33 protein-coding genes, 2 pseudogenes and 1 riboswitch are annotated in these 25,843 nt (G+C 41.2%); of the genes and pseudogenes, 9 read left to right on the forward strand and 26 right to left on the reverse strand.

Annotation, left to right across the window (positions count from 1 at the left end; all coding sequences use genetic code 11):
* Positions 1-48 precede the first annotated feature (48 nt).
* Positions 49-1,284, reverse strand: coding sequence for an O-antigen ligase family protein (locus tag CB4_RS13540; protein ID WP_096466312.1), 1,236 nt, complete (start codon positions 1,282-1,284; stop codon positions 49-51).
* Positions 1,285-1,407: 123 nt separating this feature from the next.
* Here CB4_RS13540 and CB4_RS13545 point away from each other — a divergent pair, with 123 nt between their 5' ends.
* A complete protein-coding gene (locus tag CB4_RS13545; RefSeq protein WP_096466313.1) occupies positions 1,408-2,016 on the forward strand; it encodes a C40 family peptidase in 609 nt (202 codons plus the stop codon).
* Positions 2,017-2,072: 56 nt separating this feature from the next.
* On the opposite strand, the gene CB4_RS13550 is transcribed toward CB4_RS13545, so the two are convergent.
* The 12 genes and pseudogenes from CB4_RS13550 to CB4_RS13600 form a co-directional block, all read right to left on the reverse strand.
* Positions 2,073-3,083 (reverse strand): transglutaminase-like domain-containing protein, encoded by a 1,011-nt coding sequence (locus tag CB4_RS13550; protein ID WP_157737977.1) that lies wholly within the window; start codon positions 3,081-3,083, stop codon positions 2,073-2,075.
* A gap of 147 nt (positions 3,084-3,230) precedes the next feature.
* Positions 3,231-3,545: a DMT family transporter gene (locus CB4_RS13555; RefSeq protein ID WP_096466315.1), complete on the reverse strand. Its 315-nt coding sequence runs from the start codon at positions 3,543-3,545 to the stop codon at positions 3,231-3,233.
* Positions 3,546-3,547: 2 nt separating this feature from the next.
* Positions 3,548-3,898, reverse strand: coding sequence for a DMT family transporter (locus CB4_RS13560; RefSeq protein WP_096467745.1), 351 nt, complete (start codon positions 3,896-3,898; stop codon positions 3,548-3,550).
* Between the two features lie 65 nt (positions 3,899-3,963).
* On the reverse strand, positions 3,964-4,539 hold the full coding sequence (locus CB4_RS13565; protein ID WP_146226591.1) for a TetR/AcrR family transcriptional regulator: 576 nt from the start codon (positions 4,537-4,539) through the stop codon (positions 3,964-3,966).
* Between the two features lie 106 nt (positions 4,540-4,645).
* Complete coding sequence (locus CB4_RS13570) at positions 4,646-5,410, reverse strand: alpha/beta hydrolase family protein (RefSeq protein ID WP_096466317.1); 765 nt, start codon at positions 5,408-5,410, stop codon at positions 4,646-4,648.
* Between the two features lie 136 nt (positions 5,411-5,546).
* Positions 5,547-6,833, reverse strand: a complete 1,287-nt coding sequence (locus CB4_RS13575; protein WP_096466318.1) for a VTT domain-containing protein — start codon at positions 6,831-6,833, stop codon at positions 5,547-5,549.
* Positions 6,834-7,077: 244 nt separating this feature from the next.
* A complete protein-coding gene (locus CB4_RS13580) occupies positions 7,078-9,072 on the reverse strand; it encodes a methyl-accepting chemotaxis protein (protein WP_096466319.1) in 1,995 nt (664 codons plus the stop codon).
* A 161-nt stretch (positions 9,073-9,233) separates the two neighbouring features.
* Positions 9,234-10,229: a patatin-like phospholipase domain-containing protein gene (locus tag CB4_RS13585; protein ID WP_096466320.1), complete on the reverse strand. Its 996-nt coding sequence runs from the start codon at positions 10,227-10,229 to the stop codon at positions 9,234-9,236.
* Between the two features lie 117 nt (positions 10,230-10,346).
* Complete coding sequence (locus CB4_RS13590) at positions 10,347-10,655, reverse strand: efflux RND transporter permease subunit (protein ID WP_157737978.1); 309 nt, start codon at positions 10,653-10,655, stop codon at positions 10,347-10,349.
* Positions 10,656-10,776: 121 nt separating this feature from the next.
* Positions 10,777-11,088, reverse strand: a pseudogene (locus CB4_RS13595) (ATP-binding protein); the annotation flags it as partial.
* Positions 11,089-11,209: 121 nt separating this feature from the next.
* A pseudogene (locus tag CB4_RS21975) lies at positions 11,210-11,290 on the reverse strand (RNA-guided endonuclease InsQ/TnpB family protein); the annotation flags it as partial.
* An 85-nt stretch (positions 11,291-11,375) separates the two neighbouring features.
* A complete protein-coding gene (locus tag CB4_RS13600; protein ID WP_096466323.1) occupies positions 11,376-12,194 on the reverse strand; it encodes a uroporphyrinogen-III synthase in 819 nt (272 codons plus the stop codon).
* Between the two features lie 204 nt (positions 12,195-12,398).
* On the opposite strand from CB4_RS13600, the gene CB4_RS13605 reads away from it, so the two are divergent.
* Positions 12,399-13,226, forward strand: coding sequence for a protein-glutamine gamma-glutamyltransferase (locus CB4_RS13605; protein ID WP_157737979.1), 828 nt, complete (start codon positions 12,399-12,401; stop codon positions 13,224-13,226).
* A gap of 95 nt (positions 13,227-13,321) precedes the next feature.
* Here the strand turns inward: CB4_RS13605 and CB4_RS13610 are convergent, their stop codons facing one another.
* A complete protein-coding gene (locus CB4_RS13610) occupies positions 13,322-13,897 on the reverse strand; it encodes an LOG family protein (protein ID WP_096466325.1) in 576 nt (191 codons plus the stop codon).
* A 100-nt stretch (positions 13,898-13,997) separates the two neighbouring features.
* On the opposite strand from CB4_RS13610, the gene CB4_RS13615 reads away from it, so the two are divergent.
* Positions 13,998-14,324: a MazG nucleotide pyrophosphohydrolase domain-containing protein gene (locus CB4_RS13615; protein ID WP_096466326.1), complete on the forward strand. Its 327-nt coding sequence runs from the start codon at positions 13,998-14,000 to the stop codon at positions 14,322-14,324.
* A gap of 71 nt (positions 14,325-14,395) precedes the next feature.
* On the opposite strand, the gene CB4_RS13620 is transcribed toward CB4_RS13615, so the two are convergent.
* From CB4_RS13620 to CB4_RS13630, 3 genes are all read right to left on the reverse strand, one after another.
* Complete coding sequence (locus CB4_RS13620; RefSeq protein ID WP_096466327.1) at positions 14,396-14,608, reverse strand: DUF3006 domain-containing protein; 213 nt, start codon at positions 14,606-14,608, stop codon at positions 14,396-14,398.
* Positions 14,609-14,618: 10 nt separating this feature from the next.
* Complete coding sequence (locus tag CB4_RS13625; protein WP_096466328.1) at positions 14,619-15,494, reverse strand: ComEC/Rec2 family competence protein; 876 nt, start codon at positions 15,492-15,494, stop codon at positions 14,619-14,621.
* Positions 15,495-15,616: 122 nt separating this feature from the next.
* On the reverse strand, positions 15,617-16,984 hold the full coding sequence (locus CB4_RS13630; protein ID WP_096466329.1) for an alanine/glycine:cation symporter family protein: 1,368 nt from the start codon (positions 16,982-16,984) through the stop codon (positions 15,617-15,619).
* Between the two features lie 108 nt (positions 16,985-17,092).
* A riboswitch (glycine riboswitch) is annotated at positions 17,093-17,213 on the reverse strand.
* A 349-nt stretch (positions 17,214-17,562) separates the two neighbouring features.
* Here CB4_RS13630 and CB4_RS13635 point away from each other — a divergent pair.
* Entirely contained in the window at positions 17,563-18,717 is a 1,155-nt protein-coding gene (locus CB4_RS13635; protein WP_096466330.1) for a cation:proton antiporter, read from the forward strand.
* Positions 18,718-18,793: 76 nt separating this feature from the next.
* Here the strand turns inward: CB4_RS13635 and CB4_RS13640 are convergent, their stop codons facing one another.
* Positions 18,794-19,165, reverse strand: coding sequence for an HsmA family protein (locus CB4_RS13640; RefSeq protein ID WP_096466331.1), 372 nt, complete (start codon positions 19,163-19,165; stop codon positions 18,794-18,796).
* 80 nt (positions 19,166-19,245) lie between these two features.
* On the opposite strand from CB4_RS13640, the gene CB4_RS13645 reads away from it, so the two are divergent.
* On the forward strand, positions 19,246-19,578 hold the full coding sequence (locus CB4_RS13645; protein WP_096466332.1) for an SRPBCC family protein: 333 nt from the start codon (positions 19,246-19,248) through the stop codon (positions 19,576-19,578).
* Positions 19,523-19,906 (forward strand): ArsR/SmtB family transcription factor, encoded by a 384-nt coding sequence (locus CB4_RS13650; protein WP_096466333.1) that lies wholly within the window; start codon positions 19,523-19,525, stop codon positions 19,904-19,906. The genes CB4_RS13645 and CB4_RS13650 overlap by 56 nt, the downstream gene beginning before the upstream one ends.
* Positions 19,907-20,229: 323 nt before the next feature.
* On the opposite strand, the gene CB4_RS13655 is transcribed toward CB4_RS13650, so the two are convergent.
* The gene (locus CB4_RS13655) at positions 20,230-20,667 is read right to left on the reverse strand and encodes a VOC family protein (RefSeq protein WP_231956007.1); all 438 of its coding nucleotides are present in this window, start codon (positions 20,665-20,667) and stop codon (positions 20,230-20,232) included.
* 247 nt (positions 20,668-20,914) lie between these two features.
* Here CB4_RS13655 and CB4_RS21590 point away from each other — a divergent pair, with 247 nt between their 5' ends.
* Positions 20,915-21,022: a putative holin-like toxin gene (locus CB4_RS21590; protein WP_220033130.1), complete on the forward strand. Its 108-nt coding sequence runs from the start codon at positions 20,915-20,917 to the stop codon at positions 21,020-21,022.
* Between the two features lie 270 nt (positions 21,023-21,292).
* Here the strand turns inward: CB4_RS21590 and CB4_RS21595 are convergent, their stop codons facing one another.
* The 3 genes from CB4_RS21595 to CB4_RS13670 form a co-directional block, all read right to left on the reverse strand.
* Positions 21,293-21,508, reverse strand: coding sequence for a hypothetical protein (locus CB4_RS21595; protein WP_231956008.1), 216 nt, complete (start codon positions 21,506-21,508; stop codon positions 21,293-21,295).
* A gap of 131 nt (positions 21,509-21,639) precedes the next feature.
* A complete protein-coding gene (locus tag CB4_RS13665; protein WP_096466336.1) occupies positions 21,640-21,963 on the reverse strand; it encodes a hypothetical protein in 324 nt (107 codons plus the stop codon).
* A gap of 22 nt (positions 21,964-21,985) precedes the next feature.
* Complete coding sequence (locus CB4_RS13670; RefSeq protein WP_096466337.1) at positions 21,986-22,501, reverse strand: hypothetical protein; 516 nt, start codon at positions 22,499-22,501, stop codon at positions 21,986-21,988.
* A gap of 462 nt (positions 22,502-22,963) precedes the next feature.
* On the opposite strand from CB4_RS13670, the gene CB4_RS13680 reads away from it, so the two are divergent.
* Complete coding sequence (locus CB4_RS13680; protein WP_456297874.1) at positions 22,964-23,182, forward strand: M20/M25/M40 family metallo-hydrolase; 219 nt, start codon at positions 22,964-22,966, stop codon at positions 23,180-23,182.
* Positions 23,183-23,250: 68 nt separating this feature from the next.
* Here CB4_RS13680 and CB4_RS13685 read toward each other — a convergent pair whose 3' ends face one another.
* The 4 genes from CB4_RS13685 to CB4_RS13700 all read right to left on the reverse strand — a co-directional run bounded on the left by CB4_RS13685 (position 23,251) and on the right by CB4_RS13700 (position 25,121).
* Complete coding sequence (locus CB4_RS13685; RefSeq protein WP_096466339.1) at positions 23,251-23,463, reverse strand: hypothetical protein; 213 nt, start codon at positions 23,461-23,463, stop codon at positions 23,251-23,253.
* Positions 23,464-23,496: 33 nt separating this feature from the next.
* The gene (locus CB4_RS13690) at positions 23,497-23,697 is read right to left on the reverse strand and encodes a helix-turn-helix transcriptional regulator (protein WP_096466340.1); all 201 of its coding nucleotides are present in this window, start codon (positions 23,695-23,697) and stop codon (positions 23,497-23,499) included.
* Positions 23,698-23,710: 13 nt separating this feature from the next.
* A complete protein-coding gene (locus CB4_RS13695; protein ID WP_096466341.1) occupies positions 23,711-24,103 on the reverse strand; it encodes a DUF2178 domain-containing protein in 393 nt (130 codons plus the stop codon).
* 259 nt (positions 24,104-24,362) lie between these two features.
* Positions 24,363-25,121, reverse strand: a complete 759-nt coding sequence (locus CB4_RS13700) for a SprT family zinc-dependent metalloprotease (protein ID WP_231956009.1) — start codon at positions 25,119-25,121, stop codon at positions 24,363-24,365.
* Here CB4_RS13700 and CB4_RS13705 point away from each other — a divergent pair.
* Entirely contained in the window at positions 25,112-25,576 is a 465-nt protein-coding gene (locus CB4_RS13705) for a hypothetical protein (protein ID WP_096466342.1), read from the forward strand. The genes CB4_RS13700 and CB4_RS13705 overlap by 10 nt on opposite strands.
* Positions 25,577-25,843: the final 267 nt, after the last annotated feature.

Consider the following 25,843-nt stretch of genomic DNA (forward strand, 5'->3'; position numbering starts at 1 on the left):
AACCACTACAAAAGTTAAGCCAGCCAAATGAATCGGCTGGCTCCTTTCTTATCCGTTTATGTCTTTCACCTTCGTGCCTTCTTTCTGTCTCCATGCTGAATGACCAAAGGAGCACAGCCTTGAATAATACTCCCAGTACCCGATTACCCCAACAGCTACTAGAGCTGTTTGTGGTGAAAACATAGGAAAATCGAACAGTCCGGTCAGAAGTGTGACGGGAATTAAAAACAAAAAAACATCTAAAAATTCTTTGTGGATACGATTGGCTGTCAACGTTAATAAAAGTCGGTACAACAGAACAACAACTAGCAGCAAAAATGCCACGCCCCCCACCGTACCAAAGCTCACAAAAAAGTAGAGAACAATATTATGCGGGTGAGCAACATACTGACCAATCAGTTCTTTATACATATCTTGAAATCCGTTTGGTGTAACACCAAAAACAGGATGTTTTCTCCATATGTTCAAACTTGTTTCCCAGATCAATTTCCGATCACTCATGGATTCTCCCAAGCTTCCACTCCGCGGCAGCCATTCCATAAATAGCGGAGTACATGTCAGAAATCCGATCAGCCCCAAAAAGCGCTTCTTCAAACGAAGGCGGAAGAAAAAGAAGAGATATAACATCACCATCGCGGCAAAACCGGTACGTGACCCTGTTTCTATAATGGCTGTAGATAAAACAACCAAACAACCTATGAATAGTAGGTCACTTTTCCGTTTTTTCTGATGGATTTTATAAAGCCATACGACTAATAACAGGGCTACAGCATACAGCAGCAAAAACGAAGCAAAATTCGGATTATACGTACTTCCGAATAGACGGTCCAACTGATCATAGCCAAATAACCTTGTACCCGTTATTAAGCCCACTATTCCATCCGTTGAACATCCGATATGAAACAATACTTGTATCCATCCTAATAAGGCAATATATAGTCCTCCACCGATGTTAATCCATATCCAGTTTCGAAAAAACTGTATGGTTCCATGCAGTTTTACATAGAAGTAAAAACCTAGATACCCCAAAATAAAAAGCACAGAAGTTAGATACGTTAAATTATGGAGTTGAATGGAAGCCGCCACAGAAGAAATGAGCAAACTTAAGAAAAAGATAACAGTGATTGTAACATCAAGCGGCCTTCGCCAGCGGATTACTTGGTATAATTGGAACAAACCCATCAGCATGAGCCATGTAATGCCAATAGGTGGTAACACATACAGCAAAATCATCCCCACTTCAAGCTTGCCAATTTTTTTCTTATAATGGTCCTTCTTATACATAAATATCCTTTCCCCTTTTGAGTATCTCTCTCACGCGCTTTTTAGCTGCTTTTAACTTTTTTATAAAGATTTATTAACCTGTTAAATATACAATGTTTTAGTAACCTTTACGTAGTTATAAACATGAAATTAGGAGGTAAAGATTTTAAAATGAAAAAACAACTTAAAAAAGCAGTCGTCTGCCTTGGAATCTCGTCACTTTTACCAGTCGCAGCTTTTTCTGCATGGGCCGATACCGTTCCAGCGACAACAATCCCAGCACAACATGCTGTGGCAAAGCCAGTTCCAAAGGCTGCGATCGTAGTACCTGTTCACCCTGCAGCCCCAGCAGTTGTAGCTGCTAAACCTAAACTTAACACACAACAGCAAAAAGCCCAAATCTTAAAACTTGCACAATCACTCAAAGGAACACGCTACCTGCAGGGCGGTTCTACTCCTAAAGGGTTTGATTCTTCGGGTTATGTTAACTATTTATTTACAAAAAACGGCGTAAACATCCCTCGTTCAACTAATTCGTTATTTCAAAAAGGGAAAGTCGTTGCGAAAAACGCCCTGATAGCAGGCGATCTCGTCTTCTTCAATACAAATCGTGGTAAAGGTGTAACCGATGTCGGTATCTATCTTGGCAACAATACGTTCATCTCCGTTACAACGAAAAGAGGCGTAGCTATTACGAACTTAAAAGATAAGTATTGGGCATCAAAATTCGTCGGTGCAAAACGGATATTATAAGAAAAGGGCTGACCCAAAAGGACATGTAACGTGACCTTTTAGGGCTAGCCCTTTTTTTAAGGTTTAATTTTAACTTCCCCTTTTTCTACCACGATTGGATCAAGTAGATTTCCATCGTCTTCCGCTTCTTCCCTCGCGTAATACTCGTAGCTTATTCCTCCTTCCTGGTCGATAACTTCAGGGATATAATACCAATTACCCATCCCGAAGTTTGCGGCAGCCACCCGCTTATCATGCTCATCATAGTCTAAAACCGTTGGATCAGCCGGAAGCCAGCCGTATCCTGGTAAATAAAATTCGACCCACATATGAGCATAGTCTGCCTTCGTTAAATCTACAGTTTTTTCATCCTTACCCAAGGCATATCCAGCTACTGTACGTGCCGGAATATTTTGTGCCCGTAATAAAGCTACCATCAGCCGAGAAAAATCTTCACACACACCGGAACGTCTTTGAAGTGCTTGAACTGCGGTGCCCCATGCTTCTTTTTCCGTATACTCCATATACGTATTCGTAAAATCAAAAATTTTCTTTACTTTTAGATATGGATTGGTTTCTCCCTTTACAATCTCTTTTGCCTTTTTTACGATTAATGGGTGATTGCTTTCAATTTGGGGGCTTGGCACTACGTATCGTTTTACTTCTGGGGGATATGCGACTGTGCTCGCTACTTGTTTTGGCGAGATACTGTACGTAACGAGAGAGGACTTTATTTTCGCCACAGCTGTATACGTTTTATCACTTGTTATTTTTTGATTTTCTACATTTTCAGAGATCGTATAAGAGAAATTCTTCTCGTTATCTGATCCTATCCCTACTTGCTTGGTTGCGCCCGCATAATAATAGGGGTTCGCATACGGATGTTCTGCCCCGCTTATGAGAGTTCCTTTGATTGTATAACTGCTCAGATTAGCCAGTTGTGATTTGGGGACGGTAATCGTAGTTTGAACCACAATATCACGCGAATTGGTATAACTGACCCCCTGACTTGCCCAGACTGTACCAGAGCTTATTACGAGACACCAGGCAATTACTCCTACAAATAAACTTCGTAACAACCGATTCATCGTACACATTCCTCCTCGCGAACATTCTACTGTTCATTTTTGTATCTTATTCTCATAGTAGTATGGTATGCTGCTAGGCGCAATAAAAAAGTCGGAACAGATTTGTTCCGACCAGGTAGAAAGTAGACATTATTTTTTACTAACACGCTACGATAGGGACTTTAATCCTGTTACACCAATTACGATGGCAATGAGGCTAACAATACGTGCTGCGTTCTTTGACTCTCCGAAGAAAACCATATTTAGCAAAACAGCACCAGCCGTTCCCATACCAATCCACACTGAATACGCTATACTCACTTGCAAATAATTGAAGGATGCGTACAAAAATGCAAAGGCCGCTCCAAGCCCGCCTATATAGATCGATCCATTTCGTATCGTTTTATTTTGACTATACAGCTTAAGTCCAACTACCCCGACCATCTCACTTACTGCCGCCAAAAAGACGAATAACCAACCCACGATTAAGCAACTCCCTTCATATTTTTGTCTACCTCTTTATTATCAGCTAGCTTTAAACCAATGATCCCCGCGATAAGAAGTGCCATAAATAGAACCTTTCCTACGCTAAAATCTCCTTCAAACAAAAAGACGTCCATAATAGCCGTTCCTACTGTTCCTACTCCCGCAAAAATGGCATAAACCGTTCCGGTTGGAATTGCTTCGCATGCTTTAGGAAGCGTATAAAAATCAAAGAGAATAAAAACGATAACCAGCCCCCAATGCCACCACGTCTCGGCCGTATTAAAACCAAAAACCCAAATCAATTCAAAAAGACACGTTAAGATAACATATATCCAGGATTTATTCATGATTACCACCCTTGATGAATGACTTTCATTCATTTTATTGCGTGGAATAATGAAATTATTCCACTTTATTATTCTTGAACACCTAGTGCATGCTTCAAGAACTCTAGCACTTCTGCTTTTTGGATAAGCGCCTTATCTTCCTGCTTGAAGTCATATAAATAAATTTGTTCAGCTGACGATTCGATAAGACCGATCACTAGCTTGGCTGTACCAACATCAATCGAATCCCGTATTACTCCAGAAGTTTTGGCTTGCTTCAAGAACGTGCTTACCCATGAACAAAAAGGTTCATAGATTGTTTCCCATTCTTTGATATATTCAGTTGATGCAAGACCAGCATAAATCAAAGCTAATACTTCTCGATAATCACGTGTCACCATGAAAATCGCATCAATCATTTGTTCGAGCTTAGTTATGAAAGACTCCTCTGCCTGCACATGATTTTTTACCGCAGCAATTGTCTTCTCGACCATTACTTCTGCTATTGCTGGCATAACGGCAAGCTTTGAAGGAAAATATAAATAGAACGTACCTTGTGCGATTCCAGCTAATGTAACGATGTCAGAAATCTTCGTTTTCTCAATTCCTTTGTCGCGAAAAGCCTCAATGGCAGCATGAATGATTTTTTCTTTTTTGTTCATTATCAAACTCCTTGATTATATGACTGACTTCCATTCATTTTACAGCTTATGTATTGTTTTGTCAAATCAGATGCCCCGCTCATTAAGCAGGGCACCTAGTTATCATCATTTATTTCTGCGTAAACGAAAACTCTTTGGGCTCGCTTTGCTGGAAAAATTCGCGTATACGTGTGTAGTCACCCAGTAATTTCGGGTCATTGTGTCCTGCATTTTTCACAATGTGCAACTGGACTTGGAGGTGGCAATTGAGACTCAACTTTGTGAATACGAGAGCATTATTTTGCCACCGTACTGCACGATCGCCATCTCCATGTGTGACTAGACAAGGACACGAGAATAATTCTTTATCCAATATGGTATCATTTTCAAACCATGCATCTACTTGATTATGCGGAATGTTGTAAGCCTCAGCAATTTCATACCCAATCCGATCGATTCCTTCTTTTTTTGTGATGTATGATCGATGAGAGGATAAGTCGAGTACGGGATTAATAAGAACAGTTGACATAATAGGAATATCGTTACTTGCCAGGATATTCAAGCACGTTACACCTCCCATGCTTACCCCCAGCACATGAACATATGGATTGATGTTACATTGTTCCACTAAAACATGATGTAAGCCTTGCATGTTTTTTATCGCTTCGGGATTTCCCCAATGCTTTTTATTTGCATGGTTACAATAGCCAATCGTATACCCTTGCTCAATTAAATGTTGCAACAGCTCTCGTTTTTCATCAATTTCATGAAAATCACTCGAATTCTCCGATACATAACCAGTACTACCACCTGCGATTATGATGCCATATCCATTTGGGACTTCCGGCCTCATAATCACGCTATGATTTCCGTTTATCTTGCTAAATATTTGCATGTCTTTACCACCTCTTCGTTACAGCAGAAGGTATATCCTTCCTTTTCTATATGTTTTACTAGACTTAATTTCAAAGAATATACCTTTTATTTGAGTTTGTAAACACAAGCGCTGTATTTCTTTATCGCTTTAACAATCAAGAGGTCGTGCGCAGCAAACGATTAATTTCTAACAATACAATGTTTACACTCAGCCATACGCCCCCAAAAGCATACCCCGCTATGATATCGCTCGGATACTTTAATTCAAAATACAAATGACTGATCCCGACAAGAACCTCAATAAGAAAGAAGCTAGTTCCAATCATCATTCTTACGATTGGATTTTCAAGATGGCGAATCAATAAGAATGTCGCAAATCCATAAACAACCGTCACCATCAATGTATGCTCACTTGGAAAATTGTACAAAGGATGTTCCACATGCGATAAAGCGAGTGATAGATGATGGAAAATACGCTGTAGCCCTTCTTCAAAAAGTTTCGCGCCAAAAAAAGTGAAGCAAAGAAAAAAAGCTTCCAGGCTTCGGTTTTGTTTCACAACGATAATCCATCCAAGCGAAAGGACAGCAACTGAAATCAGAGCTGGCCACGATGCCGCATAAGCAAACAACCGCATCCAACCTGCCCAATCTGAGGTAAACACCAACGGAACAAGCACGTTTACAACCTCATCGAACTGCTTAAATTCGTTTGTCAGAAAATCTTCAGTAAGACTGATCATGAAAATGAAGAGAATAACACCAATTGCGGCTATTGTCGCAACAAGAAACCGGACACGTCCGAGAGAATGAAACGTATGGACGATCCTGGTAAGTATCGTTGTCGTGATCGCTTTTAGTCGTGCTTTGTTGTTTTTGTACAATAAGTAAAGAACAATCGCCACCGCAATGACAATACCTGCAATAATGAGATACTTTTTTATGGCAAGGTGGAAATGTTCCCATTGCGGCCCCAAAATTTTGCCAAGTGAAATAACAGTCCCTGCCCAAATCAAAGCGCCCGTATACGCATAAAGCGCAAATGTCCGAAAAGGTAAGCGATTAATACCCGAAAAGTATCCTGTAAAATGTCGAACACCCGGAATAAAGTAGGCAATCACTAATAGCTTGTTTCCATATCGATTGAACCATTGAGAAACCTTTTCCAGTCTTTCGGGTCCTAGATGAATATAATGACCATATTTATGAAAAAACGGAGCGCCAAGCGCAAAACCGATCCAGTAAGCGAGTGTCATCCCTATTATGCTTCCACTGCAAGCTACTAATATGCTGAGTCCCCAATTCATTTTTCCCTGAAAAACAAGAAGTCCCACATAACCCATAAGGGGTTCCCCAGGAATCGGAAGGGCGATCAATTCCAGCAAAAGTGACAAAAATAAAATAATATATCCATAATGATTCATCCAGGGTACTATATGTTCCACAAGTTCTCTTCCTTCCCATCCATCCTGTAAAATGGCTCTGTTTCTTCTCTTTATATTTCCCAAAATCCATCTCAGTACTATTCTTGAACTTCAAGTAAAAGGACGTAAGGTTCACTGAAAAAGTTCATCTAGAAATGTCTATTTAGTACGGTAAGCTACCCGGCGCACGAAAAAAGCCGCCCGGTATGAGCGACTTATGTAAAGAATCTATGCTGCCTGGCAGATTTATCCCTACTATATCCTGCTACATTTTGAATTTGCCGGCCAGCTTTAATAACTCCTCAGACAACAATGCTAAATCATCAGCCATCTGTACTAACCCTTGTGCTACATTCACTTGCTGACCTGCAATCTGATTCATCTCTTCCGATGCTGCTGCTGATTCTTCTGTAATCGCGGTCGCGTGCTGTAGCTCTTGTGTCATCCGCGTATTTTGCTCATTCAACTGGCTGACCGAACGCATAATATTAGTAGAACGAGTCGAAATATGCTCTACGTCATGAGCAATCTCACTGAATGAATCATTCACATGTTGCATCATCTTACCGCTATCATCCACGATGGTGTTTCCTACTGTAATAACTTGGATTGCCTTTCCGATTTGTTGACGTGTCTCCCCGACAATATCGGCGATGCGTGTCGCGGCAGCATTGGACTGATCCGCTAACTTGCGCACTTCATCCGCTACAACGGAGAAGCCCCGTCCTTCCTCACCTGCCCGTGCTGCTTCAATCGCAGCATTAAGTGCCAACAAGTTCGTTTGCTCGGTAATCTCCCGGATAAGTACGACCATTTCTTCAATTTTTTGCGCATCTTCCCCCAACTGAACGATGACATCGGTGGATGTTTTCATCGTTTGTTGTAGCTCATCCATTCGCTCAACGGCCTGCTCCCCAAGCAATCGACCACTGTGCGCCGAATTTGCTGATTTGCTGGCTGATTCAGTCATTACCTGACTGTCATGAACAAGTGACTCAACATTCTGTGCCACATCCCCCATATAGTGTGTGACATTAGAAATGAGTGTCGCGATCTCATTCGCCCCTGTCGCGATATCCTCAATTGTTGTTCCGATGTCTTTGAGTCCGGCTTCTGATTCGGCACTACGTTCATACAAATCACGCGATGCCACGGTTACACTATCCGATGTACGTGTAATCTCGTGAATCATGGTGCGCAAGTTCTCCCGCATGTGATTGACCTGCACACTCAAGTCACCCAGCTCATCTTTTGAAAGCACTGGTACTTCTTTCGTCAAATCATTACCGGCAATCGACAGTACGCTTTGTCGTAATCCAGCAATTGGGCGCGTAACTCGGAACACGAGCACAAGTGTAATGATGATCGCTGCGGCTAATGCAACAAGAGAAATCAACATCGTCCAGTGCAGTGCTTGCCCAGTAATTGCTGTGACAGCTTTCTCAGATACTTCAGACACAAACACCCAGTTCGATCCTTTCACTCGCTGGAAAAATACAAAATGCGAACCTTGTTCATCCGTGTATTTTGCATTACCCTTTTCCTGTTTCAGTGCCTGTTCCGTCAAAATCTTTTTCAAATCAGCGTTCTTTTCATCACGCGTTACATTATGCTTTAAGATGTACTCTTTATTCGGATGAGTAATGACCGTTCCATCCGCTGTGAGCATATAATACATACTATTCTCACCAAGCGGAGAATTACCAACAAGTGTAAACATATCCTTCAATAACACCGTACCACCGATCGAGCCAATTACACGCTTATTCTCATCCAGTATCGGCTGGACGATGAGGACGATTTGTGTCGTACCATCTCCACGTGCTACAAGCGGATCAGAAATAACGGTTTCTCCGGCCATAACTTTAGGAAAGTATGATCTGTCTGCAATACTCACAATCTGGTTATTGAGCGTCGTCCATGCGTTCCCTTTCGCGTCAGCTACGAAAAAACCAAGCATCGATCGTTGCCAGTTATCTTTCTGCTGTGCAATATAAGCTCGCTGTGCGGCGATATTGCCTGTCTTAAGCGCGGTAATCAGTTCGCTATTCGTACTGTATAAGCGAACATCCGATTTCCTTGCCTCCATCCACGTATCTAATGATGTCACGACTCGGTTTTCCAACTCTATCGAGATCGTCTGAAAATTCTTCTCTAAGAGACCCGATGTAATCGTGTAGCTCCCCCAGGATGTACCAAGCAGCGCTATGATAAATAGCGGAATGATAGCCCCCAATATTTTGGAACGAATAGACTGCATCTCAAAAACTCCCTCTCTGTTATAACTTTTACATTATTGTAATATATTATATACTACACCATTGTAATGTAGGATGAGAACATAAAAGAGCAGCTTATCCTATAGCTAGTAAGCTATAAGATAAGCCCGCTCTGGTCTCCGCATACATTTCTTTTATATGTTTATGTAGTTGCTGGTATGCTAAGAAACTCCTCTGCCCGTGCTTTTCCATTCGCAAAAAAAGTCGGTGTCTCCACAAAATAGTCGAAATATCCACGGTACTCATTCGGCTGAATCATCGAAACTTGAATCGACTTATATTCTGAATCGACTAACTTCCCATCCTTAATCAATCGGTTAATTAACTCAATATTGTTCAATTCCGCATAGATTGCATTTTTGAACAGCATTTTTAACTTGAAATCTTCCACATCGAAATATGTTGTAATAGGCTTTAAGGATTTTTCGATCGTTTCGACTGTAACGAGAATGATATGATCCGCAACCGTGAGTGGGCTCAGCACCGGGTTATACTGGTACGCTCCGTCATACTCCCCGTTGTATTCTCCATATTGTATAAGCTGTAAGCAGCTTTTAATACCATCAGCAGACATATCTTTTACGATATAATTGTCATCCTCGCCAATTGATAGTTCTGTTTTTTCGCGTGCGGCACGATTCGTATACAATACAGCCTTGTCTTTGGCAAAATGATAGGCATTCGCAATAATTCCGATATCTGATGTGGCAAATCGAGTCGCGATCTCTTCAAAAAATGAATCGGGACGAATGGATTCATACGTTTTAGCAGGAAAACAGAACGATAACCAATCATTCCAGGTTAATAACGGAAAGCTCTTCATATACCGCTCCCACGGTGAAACCATGCGAAATACATCAGGCATTCCTGTAAGTGCGTACTGCATGAACTTTATTTCATCCGGTATTCCATCTTCACTCGTCTCTTGGAAATATTTATCATAAAAATCCGCAAGTGCCTGCGGATTTTGTTCATCTAAATAGTAATAAGCAGATAAGATTGCTCCACTCGTCACTGACAAAATATCTGGACGTACCCCACGCTCACGAAATGTCTGCAATACACCTGCGTTAAATGCATTCATTCCGCCAATTCCCTGCACCGCTATTGCGAGCATATTTTCTGTACGATCTGCCATATTTATTCCTCCCCATTAGTAGATTACGTTTAATTTTCTTATGATAAATAATTGTAATACATGGATAAGGTGTTCCTGTACTATATATGTGCAGAATTTGTTAATTTTTCTTAATTATCAGTCCATTAGGATATATGCTAACTCTGATGAGTGGTTACCTCTTTCTTCTGCTGTCTCTTCTTCCACCACTGTATATCCGTTTGGAACAGACAATTCTGTTAGCTTCTGCATGACTTCTTTGCCCGCCGTCCCAATATCAGAGCCAATGAGTTCAGCACTTATGGTGGCTACGCGATCTCCGTCTTTGTGTGTAATCGTTGTCAGTGATTTTCCGTATTTCCAGTCAACGAGTTCTGACAAAGGTACCTGTATTCCTTTTGGTGTCGTAATCATGATCGTGCGTAATTGTTCGGGATGTGTCAGCAAACTCTCAGGATAGCGAGCGATTACATTGAAGCGATGGAAATTTTCTTTTTTCTTACCTGATTCTTACGGAAATCTTACGTGTTTTGCTATCACATAATAGAGGGCAAAAAAATAACCCGCATCAACGGGTGTAGTTCATTTTGTTCAACTGAGCAGTAAATGTTGTTTTTTCATACGGCTTACTTACGAGCGAAATGGTTCCGCCTAATCGTTCAACAAGCCTTTTTGTAATCGCAAGACCGAGTCCACTGCCTTGATACAATTTATTTCGCGAATCTTCGAGTGTATACAGTCTTTCAAAAATCCGATCTTTATACAGCTCATGAATTCCTTTTCCTTTGTTCCACGCGTCAATATATACATGCTGCTCATCATGTCGTAACGTTAAGCCGATGACCCGACCATCACTCCCGTAGCGAATCGCATTGGAAAGTGAACTACCCACCACTTAAAACCTAACGGTTTTTGAAGTGGGGGCTTCTCGACTTATCGTTGCTTTTAGTAGCCAACGAAAACTGACCGAGCTATCCCTCTCGTTCCAAGAGTTCTTTTTGCTATGCCAGCGCTAATAAGCGTAATCCTTCATGTTTGATGTTGATAGAAGCGTTCCAGTCTCTGTCTGCTACAAAACCACAGATTGCTCTTTGAAAATGGAGCGTTCAGCACAGGAATCACGCGACTTTAGTCGTGTGCGTGTTCAAGCTGCATCAATCATTCCCCTTACTCAATATGCAGTGCTTCATAGTAACGAACTAATTCGATTACCATTGCGCCCATTCGCTCAATCTCTGGCACAACAATACGTGTAATACCTTCTTCTTCTAATGCCTCTGCCGTCAGCTTCCCAACAGCCACTGCAAGCGACGACTGTTCGAATGCATGCTTAGTCTGATCTACACGACCAGCTTGACGGGCATATTCAAACAGAAAGCGTACCTGTACAGCAGATGTGAAACATACAGCATCGATTTGTTCAGCACTCAGTTCCTGGCACACTTGTTCGACCGCTTCAGCTGATGGCGCGATATGGCGGTACGGAAGAAGATACGTGACCGATGCGCCTTTCTCTGCAAAAAAACGCGCCAGTGCCGGAGCTGTTTCCCCATGAAGCTGAATCACCACTCGCTGACCTGTAAAATCAAACGATTCCAGTGCCCGAACTAGCCCTCTTGTCGTACCGTCATCATCAACTGCGACAGGTTTGATGTCGAGCTTTTTTAAAGCGGCGTATGTTTTATAACCACGAGCCGCTACGTTTGCTTGTTGGAGTAAACGTATAAACGGAGCATGAAGATCGCATTCTTCCGCGAGTCGAACAAGGGCATCAAGCCCCATGCCTGTCGTAAAAATCGCCCAGTCAACGCCTTCTGTTATGAGATTTTTTAGCTCATTTTTGCTCTCTTCTTCTGCTAAAAATACCGTGCCCTGCAAGGAGCGGACAAGCGGAATGCCTCCTTGCTTCTCAATAAGCGCTCCCCATTCTTCTGTCTTGCGCGAAGCGCCTGTCGCAATCTTTTTTCCTGCCAGTACTTTTTCCATCTCAATACTCCCTCTCTGCTGATCGAATATGTATAATGGCTCGTTCTCATCATAAGCTTAGACTTTTAGTGTATTATTTTTGGCAATTTTGAGCAATAGAGCCATCTGTACTTTATGCCCGACAAATCTCATGAATGGGCACGCTTCTTGCCAGTTACACTCATAAGATGTGATTGTATACGGATACGAAGGGGAGGAGAAGCGATGATTCAAATTTTAGATTCATCCGTAACGAGCAGAACAAGGAAACCGGAATGGCTGCTTGACTATGACCAGCTGCGTATCATGGAGTATCTGGCACGAAGTCCGGATGTATATACGTATCCATCTCTTGACCAGTTAAAATTCGAAAGCAAGCTGCGGAGCAACATTGTCGCAGCCGCCAAAAAGTTGGACCGGAGTGGCACACAGTTTGCCGTATTTAAAGATTCCAGGTGCAATCCTCGCTACTGGACGCTCACTGACGAGGGCGGGTTTCGCTTGAACAAAGATGTGGAACCATCTGAGGCGATACGAGATATTTTTATCAATGGCGATATGTATGCGTTTGAATGCGCAACCGCCGTTGTAATCGTTTATTACAAGGGGGTTCTCGAATCCATTGGCAGCGAGAATTTTAATCGTCTGTTCCCGTCGATTCTCCTGTTTGATGGCGTTTATGACGAGAAACTAGGAATAACTTGGAGTGAAAACGTGGAGTATCTACCTGGAGATGTTCAGTATTTCAAAAATCCTGAATACAATCCGAAAACTCCTGAATGGCAGGGAGAAAACGTTGTGCTGCTAGAAAACCACCTTTACTTCGCTTATGGAATCGGTATCACAACCAAAAAACAAATCATCGCGCATTTAAATAAAGAACGCATACCAGGTGCAACAACATCTGCCTATCTCCTCGATAAAGCAGCTCGCCCTGACTTTGCGTATTTGTCGCAGTATGATAAGAAGAGTAATCCTCTCGCAGAGCGTACAGTTTCAGAGCGTTCTTTTACCATTGCACACATCGGTACAACGCTCTATGTCTGTAGATGAGGTGCTGCGCTTGGTGGAGAAATAAATTAAACCGTCTCGTTCCAGACGGTTTAATTTATTGAGATGCATTCTTATATGTACTGGGATTAATATTATTACTTGCCTGTGGTATACGTCTTAACTGTGGGAGATGTATAAGCTTTAAATTTCTCAAGTAAACGTTCTGGATTAGAATCAACTAGAGCCATTGAACGATACTTGTCCTGGAGAAATTGCTGCTCATTCATATGATCGAAAAAGGAAATGATCAGATCATAGTAGTGATTAATGTTCAAAATGCCACAAGGTTTTTGGTGTAATCCTAATTGCGCCCACGTAAAAACTTCGAAAAATTCTTCTAACGTTCCTGGTCCTCCAGGTAGGGCAATAAATCCATCCGCTAAGTCTACCATTTTATGTTTTCGCTCGTGCATCGAATTTACAACAATGAGTTCCGTTAAATTACGATGTGAAATTTCTCGTTCTTCTAACAGTGTTGGGATCACTCCAATGACCTGTCCTCCTGATTCCAAGACAGTATCTGCAAGTGTACCCATAATGCCCACACTTGCTCCACCATATACAAGTGTGATGCCTTGCTTTGCTAATTCTTTACCGAGTAGAATCGCTCCTTCTTTATATGCTTCCGAAGCTCCGTTACTTGAACCGCAAAAAACAGCTAATCGTTTCATAGTTATAGATGTCCCCTCGCTATAAACTTTATAGAACTACCTTTACAAGTATAAAGAAAATTATGTTACAGTAAAAGAGAACAGGTAGGAGGAATACATAATGGATGTTAATGAATTTCAAAAATGGGTGAAAGAATATTACGAAATAAGAGGATGGTCAGAACTTGATATCTTTATTCGTATTGGATTTCTAGCTGAAGAAACTGGAGAAGTAGCTCGGGCAATCAGGGCATTAGAGATTGGACGGGATAGACCTGATGAATACATAGGCTCGCCTTCCGAACTAAAGCAAGAGCTTGTTGAGGAATTAGGCGATGTTTTAGGCAATATTATTGTAATTGCCAATAAATACGACATCCATCTTGAAGATATTTTTAAATCGCACCAAATGAAATTAGATAAGCGTTATTCTTCGATCGAAAAATAAATACAGGGGAACACATAGTATACATGACTGCCTACTACGTGTTCCCCTGTAGTTTTTAGAGTCCTTTACGATTATTCCCACATATCATTCGTAAGATCCTGGATGTACTTCTTTCTTTTTTTCGTTCCTTCCAGATCAATATAGCTTCTTCCCTCTTCAAAAATAACTACATCCCCTGCTTTAACGTGTTTGGGAAGCTGATCTACTTCTATATCAATCATACTTTTATCCGCTTTCTCACAAACTGCGACCTTTCCTTCAATTCGATCAATGATGACCTTCATATAAACCTCCTTATTGTGGCGCAAGAGACGGCACTTTAGTAAACATAATATTTTTACCGTCACTCGTAGAAAGGATCGTGCCTAGTTCATCCGTTCGGTAAATCTTAATACCATTTGCTTGTAATCGCTTGATAATTTCAGCTTTCGGATGTCCATATTTATTCCCTTTCCCAGCCGAAATGACCGCATACTCTGGTTGAACAGCCGATAAAAACGCCTGGCTAGTAGACGTATTGGCTCCGTGGTGCCCGACCTTCAGAACATTGGAGCGGATATTTTGACCTGCGGCGATCATATCTTTTTCTGATTTAACCGGTGCATCTCCAGTAAACAAAAAGGAATTGTCCCCATACGTTACTTTTACTACGGCGCTCCATGCATTCAGATCATCGCCATATGACTTCACAGGAGCGACAAATACAGCATCCGCTCCACTTAGACCGAGCGATACCCCTGCCTTTGCTTCTTTCAGCTTCAATCCTTTTCGTTTTACTGCTTTCACAAAATCTTCGTATGTAATGGTCGTATGCGTAACTTTTGGCGTGTAGACAGCGTGTACTTTCATGTTATCAATCACCGTATCCAATCCGCCTATGTGATCAGCATCAGGATGAGTGCCAATAACGGCATCAAGCGTATCAATATGTAACGCTTGAAGATAACGAACCACTTGCTCCCCCTTGTCGTTATTTCCTCCATCTATCAAAACATTTTCGCCTTTATTTGTTCGAATGAGGATGCTATCTCCCTGACCTACATCAAAATAATAAACGTTCAAGTTCCCGGTAGTTGAAACTTCTTGCGACGTTTGTTGCGTTCCTTCACATCCTACTAGCCCCAAAATGAGGAACAAAGTTAAGCCAAGCTTCATGAGTCTATTTTTCATCTGCTATTCTTCCCCTATGTTCTTTTATGTTTCGGATTGTTTCTTCTCCATAATCTTACCTCATTTTCCTGGAAAGAGTGAAAAAACCAGGCTACATGTTATCGTAACCTGGCTTTCTCCCTTTAGCTTGCTATTCTTTTCTCAGAAGCAGTTTCTTTCTCCTCCTGTAGAAAACGTCTTGTTTCCATGACAATGACCCCGCTTAATCCAATCAATCCGATTAAGTTCGGAATTGCCATCAATCCATTCGCAATATCAGCGAATGTCCACACCATCCCAAGTTTTAAATTCGCGCCCACCGTAATCATGACCACAAAAATATACCGATAATAGCGAACAGCTTTTGGACCGAACAAATACTGGACACACTTCTCTCCATAATAAGACCAGCCAAGCATCGTAGAATACGCAAACAACACGATGGCAATGCCAAGAATCATACCGCCTGTACTGCCGAATACAGATTGAAACGCGAGTGTTGTTGCTTCTACCCCTGTTTTACCTGAATCCCAGGCACCGGTAGTAATTAATACGAGAGATGTAATAGTGCATATGACAAACGTATCAAGAAACGTTCCTGTCATTGATACAAGTGCTTGCTTGGCCGGCACATCCGTTCTTGCGGCTGCGGCTGCAATCGGTGCACTTCCGAGTCCGGCTTCATTGGCAAATACACCACGTGCCACCCCGATTTGGATCGCGGCGGCCACACCTGCCCCAACAAATCCACCGACAGCTGCTGTACCGTTAAAAGCTCCAGAGAAAATAAGTCCAAACGCTGTTGGAATTTGATCAATATGATAAAAAATAATAATTAACCCGGCAATCACATAAAACAGAGCTTTTACCGGAACGAAATAGCCAGTTACTCTCCCGATTTTCTTAACCCCGCCCAGAATAACGAGCGCCGTAAATATAGACATCAGGATGCCGCTTGCAAGCGGAGGGATCGAAAAGTTAATTCGCATCGCCTCTGCAACCGAGTTGCTTTGTACCATGTTCCCAATCCCGAAAGAAGCAGTAGCACCAAAAATCGCGAATAAGACAGCCAGCCATTTTTTCTTGAGGCCGTACTCCAGATAATACATCGGACCGCCAGAGTATTCCCCGTTTTCCCCTTTAATTCGATATTTTACCGCAAGAATGGCCTCGGAATATTTCGTAGCCATCCCGAACAAAGCCGTCATCCACATCCAAAATACCGCACCCGGGCCACCAATCGATACGGCTGTAGCAACCCCGGCGATGTTCCCCGTCCCAATCGTTGCAGCCATGGCGGTCATCAGTGCCTGAAAGTGACTGATGTCCCCAGCCGTAGACCCGTCCTGTGATTTCCCAAACGCCAGCTTATGGGCGGCCCATAGCTTGACGAATTGCAGTCCGCGCAAACGCACAGTAAGCAGGATGCCTGTGCCTACCAGAAGTACCAGTGTAGGCAATCCCCATACGTAATGATTAATTACTTCTAAAGCTTTACTTACCGTCTCCATCTCCATTCCCCTTTACAGAAAAAATAAAAAACCATTTCATTCATATGAAATGGTCTCTGGAGATACAAGGGATAGAAAAATAAACCGATTCGGCATCGGTTTTTCCTGTCGCTTGTCTCTGTCCTTTTACCTGAGAGATTATCTGCTATGGCGCAGATTTGCTCCTTCGGTGCTCTGTATCCTCCACGCCACTTGCGGGGCAGGAGGGAGTCTCTCCAGAGATTCGTCCCCATGCAGTTCTACTTGTTATCCAAGACCTGAGAGTTTCAAAGCTGTCCGACCAGCTTCTTGCCCCATCGGTAGATCAATTGATCTTCTCCTGTATGGTTCATCCGAATGCTATATGATTAATAAAGAATAGTATAGACACTGATAAAGAAATAAATCAAGATGTATTTTATATTCTTGCTCGATTTCGTTAAAAATGATAAAATAATTACATAATTTAATGCATGGACCTCGGAGGAGCCTGTCAAACACGGGATTGTTCTATTCTTTTTTAGAGCCTGTGTTTCACAGGCTTTTTTTGTGTTTTTTTAGCTTACTTTCACAAACTATAACTGAAAGGTGGAAAACGAATGCTTATTTTAACATTAGCACTTATTTTAATCGCTTCCAAAATCGCCGGAGATGTAAGTGTACGGCTTGGCCAACCGTCTGTATTAGGGAAGTTAGTCATCGGAATTGTGTTAGGGCCCGCTGTGTTAGGCTGGATACACGATACGGAAATACTGCATGAGATAAGCCAGATCGGCGTAATCTTACTTATGTTTATCGCTGGATTGGAAACCGATGTAGAGGAATTTAAGCGATCTGGCAAAGCATCGACGTATGTTGGAATGGCAGGGATTCTGCTGCCACTTGGGGCGGGTTATCTTGCAGGGTTATTTATGAACTATTCTTCTTTACAAGCTCTGTTTCTTGGATTATTGTTATCTGCTACTAGTGTAAGCATTTCCGTTCAAGCACTGAAGGAAATGGGGAAATTGAATACCAAAGAAGGGGTGACAATTCTCGGGGCAGCTGTAATTGATGATATTGTCGTGATTATTGCGCTGGCTTTCCTGATGAGCCTGGCGGGTGGCGAAGTCAGTCTGAGCATGATTATTGGCAAAAAGGTCGCATTCTTTGCCATTGCGATTCTCGCAGGCTGGAAGATCGTGCCGTGGGTGCTGAAGAAGTTTGCTCCGCTGCGCGTGACGGAATCGGTTGTGTCGGCAGGGTTAATCATTTGCTTTACGTTTGCCTATATGGCGGAATATGCAGGTGTTGCCGCAATTATTGGAGCTTACATTGCCGGGGTTGCCATTAGTGTAACAGACTACAAGCATGAAGTTTTTGAGAAAGTGGAGACGATTAGTTATTCGATTTTTGTCCCTGTGTTTTTTACGTCGATTGGCATTGCAGTGGAATTCAATGGCCTTGGGAATCAGATTGGACTTATCGTAGGGTTAAGTGTACTGGCGATTGTGACAAAGCTATTGGGTGGAGCGCTTGGGGCCAGATTGGGTGGTTTTCACTGGCGAAGTTCAATGGGAATTGGGTCCGCGATGGTATCACGCGGTGAGGTGGCATTAATTATCGCAGGGATCGGACTGGAAGCAAACCTTTTAAATACGGAGTTGTTTTCGATTCTCGTGGTCGTTGTGTTGATTACAACGATTGTGACCCCTCCAATGATGAAGTTGTTTTTCGCAGATAAAATGGGTCAGGAACAGCAGTCTTTTGACTAGTTCTACACTAATAACAAAGGACGGCTATGTGCCGTCCTTTGATTCATTAAATTTCCGTTTATCGTACATCAAGTAACTAGTAGCTCTTCACAAAGCTTAATCCTACTCCGATGAGATAAGGAACAAGCCAGAGACCCCAGACTGATAAGCTAAAGGCATGGAATCGAGTGATTCGTTCTTTGTTTTTTGTGAAGTAAACAACTGTAGCCCACAAAGCGTGAATCAGCATTAAGACAAGGGCTGTCATTCCGGTCACTGCATGCAAGTTCAGAGAATGAGCGGTGCTTAACTTTTCCATAAATGTTGTACCAAGTGTATCAAATACTAAGCCACCCCAGAAAAAGATAAGATGTTTTCCTTTTAGCTGTCCGGCTCTCCGTTCACTCCACACACCGATTGTATACAAAACTAACGCCACATTAATAAAAATAACCGCAAATGCTAACATGTTTTCCTCTCCTATTCATCATCTTTGTTGATAAAGGATATCTGATTGAGATCATTATAAGCTCTCAATATGAATGGAAGATGAACGGCGTATGGTGGATGCCAAACACTTTTGAACCTATTTTGGGACATGACTTCATACTCCAAACAGGTCATTTTGGTGATTCACCGTGTAAAGTAACTGAGCTTGACCCTCCGAACCGTGTCGGTTTTGATTGGGGTAAAGATTGGCATCTTACTTTTGAATTGAAAAAGTTGGAAGATAGAAAAACAGAGTTCACACTGATCCATTCTGGCTGGGATGCGGAAAAAGTCACAGAGTTTGGACAACCTCACTCGGTTGTTCGTGGCATTATGGATGGCGGATGGGAAAAAATCGTCAAAGAGAATCTTCCCGCATATATCGAGGCTTAAATTGCTTGCATCTCCGTCCAAGCACGATGTATTTCAAGCAATCGCTGACCCTACTCGTAGAAAGCTGTTAAAATTGCTCGTTGACAAGGAAATGCCGATTACTGCAATTACGGAATACTTCCCGATAACTCGTACTGCTGTTAATAAGCATTTGCATGTTCTTTCCGATGCAGGTCTTGTCAGTAGTCAGAAGGTTGGACGGGAAACTCGGTATAGACTTCAGCCAGAACCCCTTGTCGAACTAAAACAATGGCTTTCTTTTTTTGAACAATATTGGGATGACAAGATGTCTGCTCTTAAAGAATTTGTAGAGACTGATAACGATTAGTGGTTATAAAACCGAGATGGGCGGGTTAGCGCTCTCGGTTTTTTTATTTTGTTGATGATAGTGATTTTTTTGGTGTTTGATAGGTTTTTATACGCAGTATTTTAAAACTATAGTTACTTAACTAGATGAGGTATCGCCATATGCCCATCAAGCTAAAAGGATAAAATTCTAAAAGGCCGGTAATGTTAGGGGTCACGAAACGAAAAAATCGTACGTTAAGGAAGAAATGAAAAGCCGGATTCCATTTTACAAGGAATTCCGGCCTTCTCCATGTCAGCGTCTTATTGCACTAACGATACCCGTTACTTATATAAAACGTACAATTACTTAAGCTCAATCAAGTAAAGAGGATTACCATCAGGGTCACTGAAGTGTGCGAGTCGGGCTGTATTTTCTTCCATAAAATGTTGAAATTCAACACCACGGGATTTCAGTATCTCGATTGCTAACTCTAATTTTTGTACTTCAAATCCAATAGACATGCTCCCTGATTTCCCCTGTTGTGAACTTTGTTCTCCGGCAGGATATAGTAGCGAAATTGTCAATCCCGGTGCTTCGACCACCGCCAAATGCCCTTCCACTTGGTGTGTCAGCTTTAATCCAAGGGTTTCGACGTAAAATTGTACTGCTTTTTTAAAATCTGCTACCATGACACTTACATTGCCACTCTTGAACATTGTATATTTCCTCCGTTTTTCAATCTTATTTTTAATTATATTCAATATTAGTTTTGGCTCTACACCAAAGTCTGTTCTTGACACATGTTAATAGGAAATAATGACATTTTGAAGATGATGCACCAGCGGTTTTTCTCAATGAATCCAAGTCTTCAAGGCATGCAATATGAACAGCATAATCTTCATTGTCTTGTCAAGAATATGTTTTGGTGTAGAGCCAAAAAACACTCCCATTAAGAGAGTGTCGAATATGGTATAATCTTGTCATTGTACATAGATACGGCTCTCTCAAGGGTGTTGGCTCATCCCCTAATGAAAGGGGGTGAGGCCCATGACAGTATATGAAGCATTATCTTTGATGATTGGTGGTGGCATGCTTGTCGCTACGATCTTCATTGCAGTATTTACGGCTATTACTGTCATGAATAAAGAAAAATAGACACCCTTGAGTGTTTGGGAGAACAACAGGGAGTCTATTTTCTGTAACTAATCCATATTGAGCCGCCCATTTAGAGGGAAGGTCTATTGTACATGACCGCTTTGGTGTTACCAGCACCAGGCGGTCTTTTTTAGTTTACACAAATTTGATGACTTAATTACTTCGGAAATGAAGAAGTTTCTTTTCGTTTATTATACATTATATTTTTGATTTATATCAAAATACAAATGAAATTTAAAAATAATTGCAGGAAGTACTTTATATGAAAATTCATGGGAACGTATTCAATACGAAGTACATATAACTAAATACGACGGTTAGCGAAATAATATAGTTGTATGGCGACTTTACAATTTTGAAGCTATATTTACCTAGAATCCAAAAAACAGCATCTTCTGTCTTGTAGCCCAAGAAAATGATAATAACCAGGAAAAGAAAAAATACCGTCCATTCGTAATTATGAGTAATTAACTTGGTTAAAGTCATAACTAGAGGAAGGAAAATACAGGTATGGAGTAATCGACCGAGAGTGTCCTTCCTAATCTCATCTTTCTCTTTGGTAGTTTTACGCCACTTTTTTATTGTGTGGATCACTTCACCGCCTCCTATCCATTTCCCTAATCAAAGACGCCAAATATATACAACCATGTAAGAAGTATGGAAATAGTTGCTAAAAAGTAATATGGTTGTTTAATTATCTTTAGACCGAGTCTTCCTGAAAAACGCAAGGCAAGCTCGCTTATGATGGCATTAAAAATGAAAAAGACCATAATAAAAATAATCTTCCATTCGACCTGCCCATAACCATAACGACTTTGAAGAAATTTTATAAATAGTAGCGTTACTGGTATACCTATCAGCGGCTCCATTAGACTAGCCAGTGTAGTCTTTCTCGCTCTTTCTTGTCTCTTTGAATACCATTGTTTTAGCTCTTTAAACAACCGCTCCCCTCCTATGCCATAGTTAGTTTTTTGTCGTACCCAAAACGATATATCTGAAATACGCTTTAGCAGTACCACCATCTGAGGTTGCAATTGTAACTTTACCGTTACCGTCACATAAATCTCGTCCTAATTCTGATTGTAAAAAATGAAGTGTAGCATTTTTACCTGGTTGCAAATCTTCTTCATGAACCAATTTTCCAGATGCGGTATAGGTTTTATACGTAAACTCTCTATTTCCTACATTTTTAATATAAGCTCGTCCATCATATTTAAAGTTACCGTAATGTGAATATTCAACACTACCTATGCCGCCGACTGCTTGTGATGCAGAAATATAATTATCTTGTGTAATGTTAGATACGGTTTTCCTGCCATTTGAGCTACTGTCTTCTGACATTGAGTCTACTTTGTGCAGTGTAGCTTCACTAGTTGTAACTTGTTTTTCTGGTCCTTGTGTATGTATAATTTCTTTTTGATCGCAGCCGGTAAAAAACGACATACATACTAAGCTAAATAAGAGCATGTATTTTTTCATTCCGCCCCTTCTCATCCCTTTATTTTACATTATATCACTTATATTACAATTATCATTTCCATACTTTTTCAAATAACCGAGTAAGCGGATGCCTGAAAAAGCATAGAAAGGTACTCCCTTCCTGTCTATAGAATTACAGGAATAGGAAGGGAATAAAACTATGCGTGTAACAAGAGCCTACTGTAACTTATTTAAAATGCCTGTGACAATCACTTATGAACCAGCATTTTATCAGACAATGAATCAACGCACGCCAGACGAACTCGAAGGGGATAGCGAGTGTTCAGGTCGCGGCATCGACAATCAAGAAGAATGCAGAAGTTGTCGCGCGTTCGAACCGAATGGCAACGCAAATTTTAAAGTTAAATGACCAATGCAGAGAGTGGCGAACACCAAGATCATTTCTAACAAGTGTTTTTTCGATAGAACTTTCATTACAGAGCAGAAACAGAGGAAATTTTCCTGAAAGCTCGTTCCGTCGCTTCTGAACTTGGTTTCCAATTAGAAGAAGCTTCTGTTGGCGGGGGAAGCGACGGAAATTTCACCGCTGCACTGGGCATCCCTACGTTAGATGGGCTTGGTGCTGAAGGCAAAGGACTTCATGCGGAACATGAGCACATCCTTATTGATTCCCTGCCAAAACGGGCAGCGTTATTTGCAAATTTATTATTGAGACTATAATGATATAAGCAAAAGCCGATTTTTCCTACGCTAAGGAAGAATCGGCTTTTGCTTATATCATTTGCGCATTATTTAATTATAAAGGATACAATCCCTAAAATTATACACAGGATACCACCCAATAATTGCCCTAGTCCAGAAGCCTCCCCAAGCAGGAATAAATTAAAAATATTTTTTCTTGTTTGTGTCTTTCCTACGAGTGCATCATCCGTTTTCATTCTATAGATACCCCATAATACTAAGACCACTCCAAAAAGTATAATAAATAATTTTAAAGCCATGTCTTTACCTCCGTCTAGTAGTTCTATGTTGAATTAATCATCTTGCTCAAATATAAAAACCTCTTCAATTGATAAGTTAAAAACTGAAGATATTCTATATGCGAGTAAAACAGATGGATTATACTGCTGTTTTTCTAAAGAAATAATGGTTCTTGAAGATACACATACTTTATCAGCTAGTTCTTGTTGTGTGATACCAAGTTTTAAACGTAGCTCTTTTATTCTATTTTTCATAGCCCGCTCCTAATTAAAGAACGTGATTATAGTATTTCTTAGCTAATACGCTGATCATTGAGGAAAATAGTAGCATGATAAATAAAGCAGTGTTTGTTGGAATTGCAATCCACTTTGAAAGAAACATCATAAGGAAAATCGCGATCATTAAAATTTTCAAGGTAACGTGCGCAGCTTTTCCTTCTATTACGTCATCTCTTTCATCATACTCTTTTGACAGCTCTCTTTCTAACTGCTTGCGATTGATATTGTATTTAACATGGGAAGTTATCGCGAAAACTAAAAATATTGCTCCTACGGATAACTTTATGACACCAGAATAAAATCCCTCTGTAGTACTTTCAAAAATCCCCATTGTAAGAATGGCTAATGAGACTAAATAAAGCTCTGTCAATCTATTTTTCAAATAAATCACCCCCAATATAGCACCATGTGAGGTTTGTTCCGTATGAAGTTTATTTCACATGAAGTTAACTTCATATTAGACTGTGTTAAAAAGGATGTCAATGGTTAATTTATGGTTAATTTATCCTTAAAAAAATTACCAATATACATAAAAAAGATGACCCCGAACCAATATCGGAGTCATCTTCTTCGTGCATACATTTTCACAACGCCAAAAAAATGTGAATTTCTCCATCTAATTTATGTTCCTCCTCTGCAAACTATTTTTGCACTTCCACCCGTAGCCCATCTGGAAAAATAAGCACATAGGAGCCAAAATCAAGTGCCTGTTTGCAGCAACGGCTCGTAAGCTTCTTGCGGTTTTTCTTTTCGAGCCCAGTGAATGTACCACAAGCCGAGCAGTACGTTTCATAGCCTTCTTGCATCGCCAATGCGTATAAAGGAGCACCAATCCGCCTGCATTCTTCTTTAAAAGCAACGTCTTCATCCCGAAACGGCTTACCTTCGATAAACAAATGATAATGAGCCAGCTCATGTTTCAATGTACCAATCACATGCCGGGCACCAAACTGGTTGTACTGCCACATACTCTGAATAATACGCAGCGGTTTATGGGCTCGCGGATCAAACATGAAATAACCGGCCGCATTTTTCAACGATTTATCCCACTCAATCGGGATTTTGCATGGACGTCCATAGTAGGTAAGACTAAGCTGATTGCCGATCTGGGCCAGTTCTTTGTGATCGCTTGTATCAATCGTCTGTCTCGTTACGAGTCGTTTGAGCCGATTGATGTTTTCGAACGCTTCCTCGTACGAAAGCTGAGCTAACAAATCCGGCTTCTCCCCCGCTTCAAGAATAAGAGAGTATAAGTATTTCATCATAAGTGCAGTAGGTTTCATATCGCTCATGCTTATCATTGTAGAAGACTGATGTAATTCTCGCAACAGATTTACGGTGTATGGTATAATCGGAAAACGCAAGTAATCCAACTGAAATGGAGATATCCATGTTACCATTTGAAGAAAAGCTCGCAGTTATCGAATCATTCCCCGAATTACAACGGAAAAACGTCTCGCTCGGACGAGTGAATTTTCATTATGAGGAAAGCTCGTTTGACAAAAAAATCGTCGTATATCATCTGCATCCGAATGGAAATGGATTTGTTTACACCGGGCATCTACCTGGCTATGACTCAGATGATCGAGGCTTAACGAATATTCGGGACTATTCAGCAGATGACCTCCGCTCCTTGATTCACTCATCCATTGACTCCTTATCTTCGGATGGGAAATCATCCGCTACGGGAGATGGACAAGAAGAACGCTGGCTAGGGCCAGATAACCACACACTTGTGCTTATATATGAGAACGAACTGTGGAATGTATACACCGGATTGAATCTGGAAGCTTCTTTTGAGTCCTATGAAGAAGCAAAAGAGTATATGCAGGAAGAAGGCTTTCACCGCCTGTAGACAATAAAAAATCCACCTGTTAGGAAAAATGGTGCAGGCTGTATCAGCCTCATTTCCAAGCAGGTGGATTTTTGTTATCATTATACGGTTTTCTGCATGAGCTGCAGCAACTTATCGGACGTATACGAAATCGTATCAAAAGTTGCTTTCATTTCTTCCGATGTTGCCGCATTCTCTTGCGCATGGGCAGCAATTCGCTGAATGGATTCATTTATATATGTGATAGAATCAATGTAGTTTCAGAATAGGTTTGTGTAATATCCAAAG

This window comes from Aneurinibacillus soli (assembly GCF_002355375.1).
Lineage (GTDB): Bacteria > Bacillota > Bacilli > Aneurinibacillales > Aneurinibacillaceae > Aneurinibacillus > Aneurinibacillus soli.

Bases quoted from the DNA above. Each gene is read 5' to 3' on its own strand.
- CB4_RS13540 (WP_096466312.1), bottom strand. From the start codon at position 1,284: ATGTATAAGAAGGACCATTATAAGAAAAAAATTGGCAAGCTTGAAGTG.
- CB4_RS13545 (WP_096466313.1), top strand. From the start codon at position 1,408: ATGAAATTAGGAGGTAAAGATTTTAAAATGAAAAAACAACTTAAAAAA.
- CB4_RS13550 (WP_157737977.1), bottom strand. From the start codon at position 3,083: ATGAATCGGTTGTTACGAAGTTTATTTGTAGGAGTAATTGCCTGGTGT.
- CB4_RS13570 (WP_096466317.1), bottom strand. From the start codon at position 5,410: ATGCAAATATTTAGCAAGATAAACGGAAATCATAGCGTGATTATGAGG.
- CB4_RS13580 (WP_096466319.1), bottom strand. From the start codon at position 9,072: ATGCAGTCTATTCGTTCCAAAATATTGGGGGCTATCATTCCGCTATTT.
- CB4_RS13585 (WP_096466320.1), bottom strand. From the start codon at position 10,229: ATGGCAGATCGTACAGAAAATATGCTCGCAATAGCGGTGCAGGGAATT.
- CB4_RS13600 (WP_096466323.1), bottom strand. From the start codon at position 12,194: ATGGAAAAAGTACTGGCAGGAAAAAAGATTGCGACAGGCGCTTCGCGC.
- CB4_RS13605 (WP_157737979.1), top strand. From the start codon at position 12,399: ATGATTCAAATTTTAGATTCATCCGTAACGAGCAGAACAAGGAAACCG.
- CB4_RS13610 (WP_096466325.1), bottom strand. From the start codon at position 13,897: ATGAAACGATTAGCTGTTTTTTGCGGTTCAAGTAACGGAGCTTCGGAA.
- CB4_RS13615 (WP_096466326.1), top strand. From the start codon at position 13,998: ATGGATGTTAATGAATTTCAAAAATGGGTGAAAGAATATTACGAAATA.
- CB4_RS13620 (WP_096466327.1), bottom strand. From the start codon at position 14,608: ATGAAGGTCATCATTGATCGAATTGAAGGAAAGGTCGCAGTTTGTGAG.
- CB4_RS13625 (WP_096466328.1), bottom strand. From the start codon at position 15,494: ATGAAAAATAGACTCATGAAGCTTGGCTTAACTTTGTTCCTCATTTTG.
- CB4_RS13630 (WP_096466329.1), bottom strand. From the start codon at position 16,984: ATGGAGACGGTAAGTAAAGCTTTAGAAGTAATTAATCATTACGTATGG.
- CB4_RS13635 (WP_096466330.1), top strand. From the start codon at position 17,563: ATGCTTATTTTAACATTAGCACTTATTTTAATCGCTTCCAAAATCGCC.
- CB4_RS13640 (WP_096466331.1), bottom strand. From the start codon at position 19,165: ATGTTAGCATTTGCGGTTATTTTTATTAATGTGGCGTTAGTTTTGTAT.
- CB4_RS13645 (WP_096466332.1), top strand. From the start codon at position 19,246: ATGAACGGCGTATGGTGGATGCCAAACACTTTTGAACCTATTTTGGGA.
- CB4_RS13650 (WP_096466333.1), top strand. From the start codon at position 19,523: ATGGCGGATGGGAAAAAATCGTCAAAGAGAATCTTCCCGCATATATCG.
- CB4_RS21590 (WP_220033130.1), top strand. From the start codon at position 20,915: ATGACAGTATATGAAGCATTATCTTTGATGATTGGTGGTGGCATGCTT.
- CB4_RS21595 (WP_231956008.1), bottom strand. From the start codon at position 21,508: ATGACTTTAACCAAGTTAATTACTCATAATTACGAATGGACGGTATTT.
- CB4_RS13670 (WP_096466337.1), bottom strand. From the start codon at position 22,501: ATGAAAAAATACATGCTCTTATTTAGCTTAGTATGTATGTCGTTTTTT.
- CB4_RS13685 (WP_096466339.1), bottom strand. From the start codon at position 23,463: ATGGCTTTAAAATTATTTATTATACTTTTTGGAGTGGTCTTAGTATTA.
- CB4_RS13690 (WP_096466340.1), bottom strand. From the start codon at position 23,697: ATGAAAAATAGAATAAAAGAGCTACGTTTAAAACTTGGTATCACACAA.
- CB4_RS13705 (WP_096466342.1), top strand. From the start codon at position 25,112: ATGTTACCATTTGAAGAAAAGCTCGCAGTTATCGAATCATTCCCCGAA.
- CB4_RS13700 (WP_231956009.1), bottom strand. From the start codon at position 25,121: ATGGTAACATGGATATCTCCATTTCAGTTGGATTACTTGCGTTTTCCG.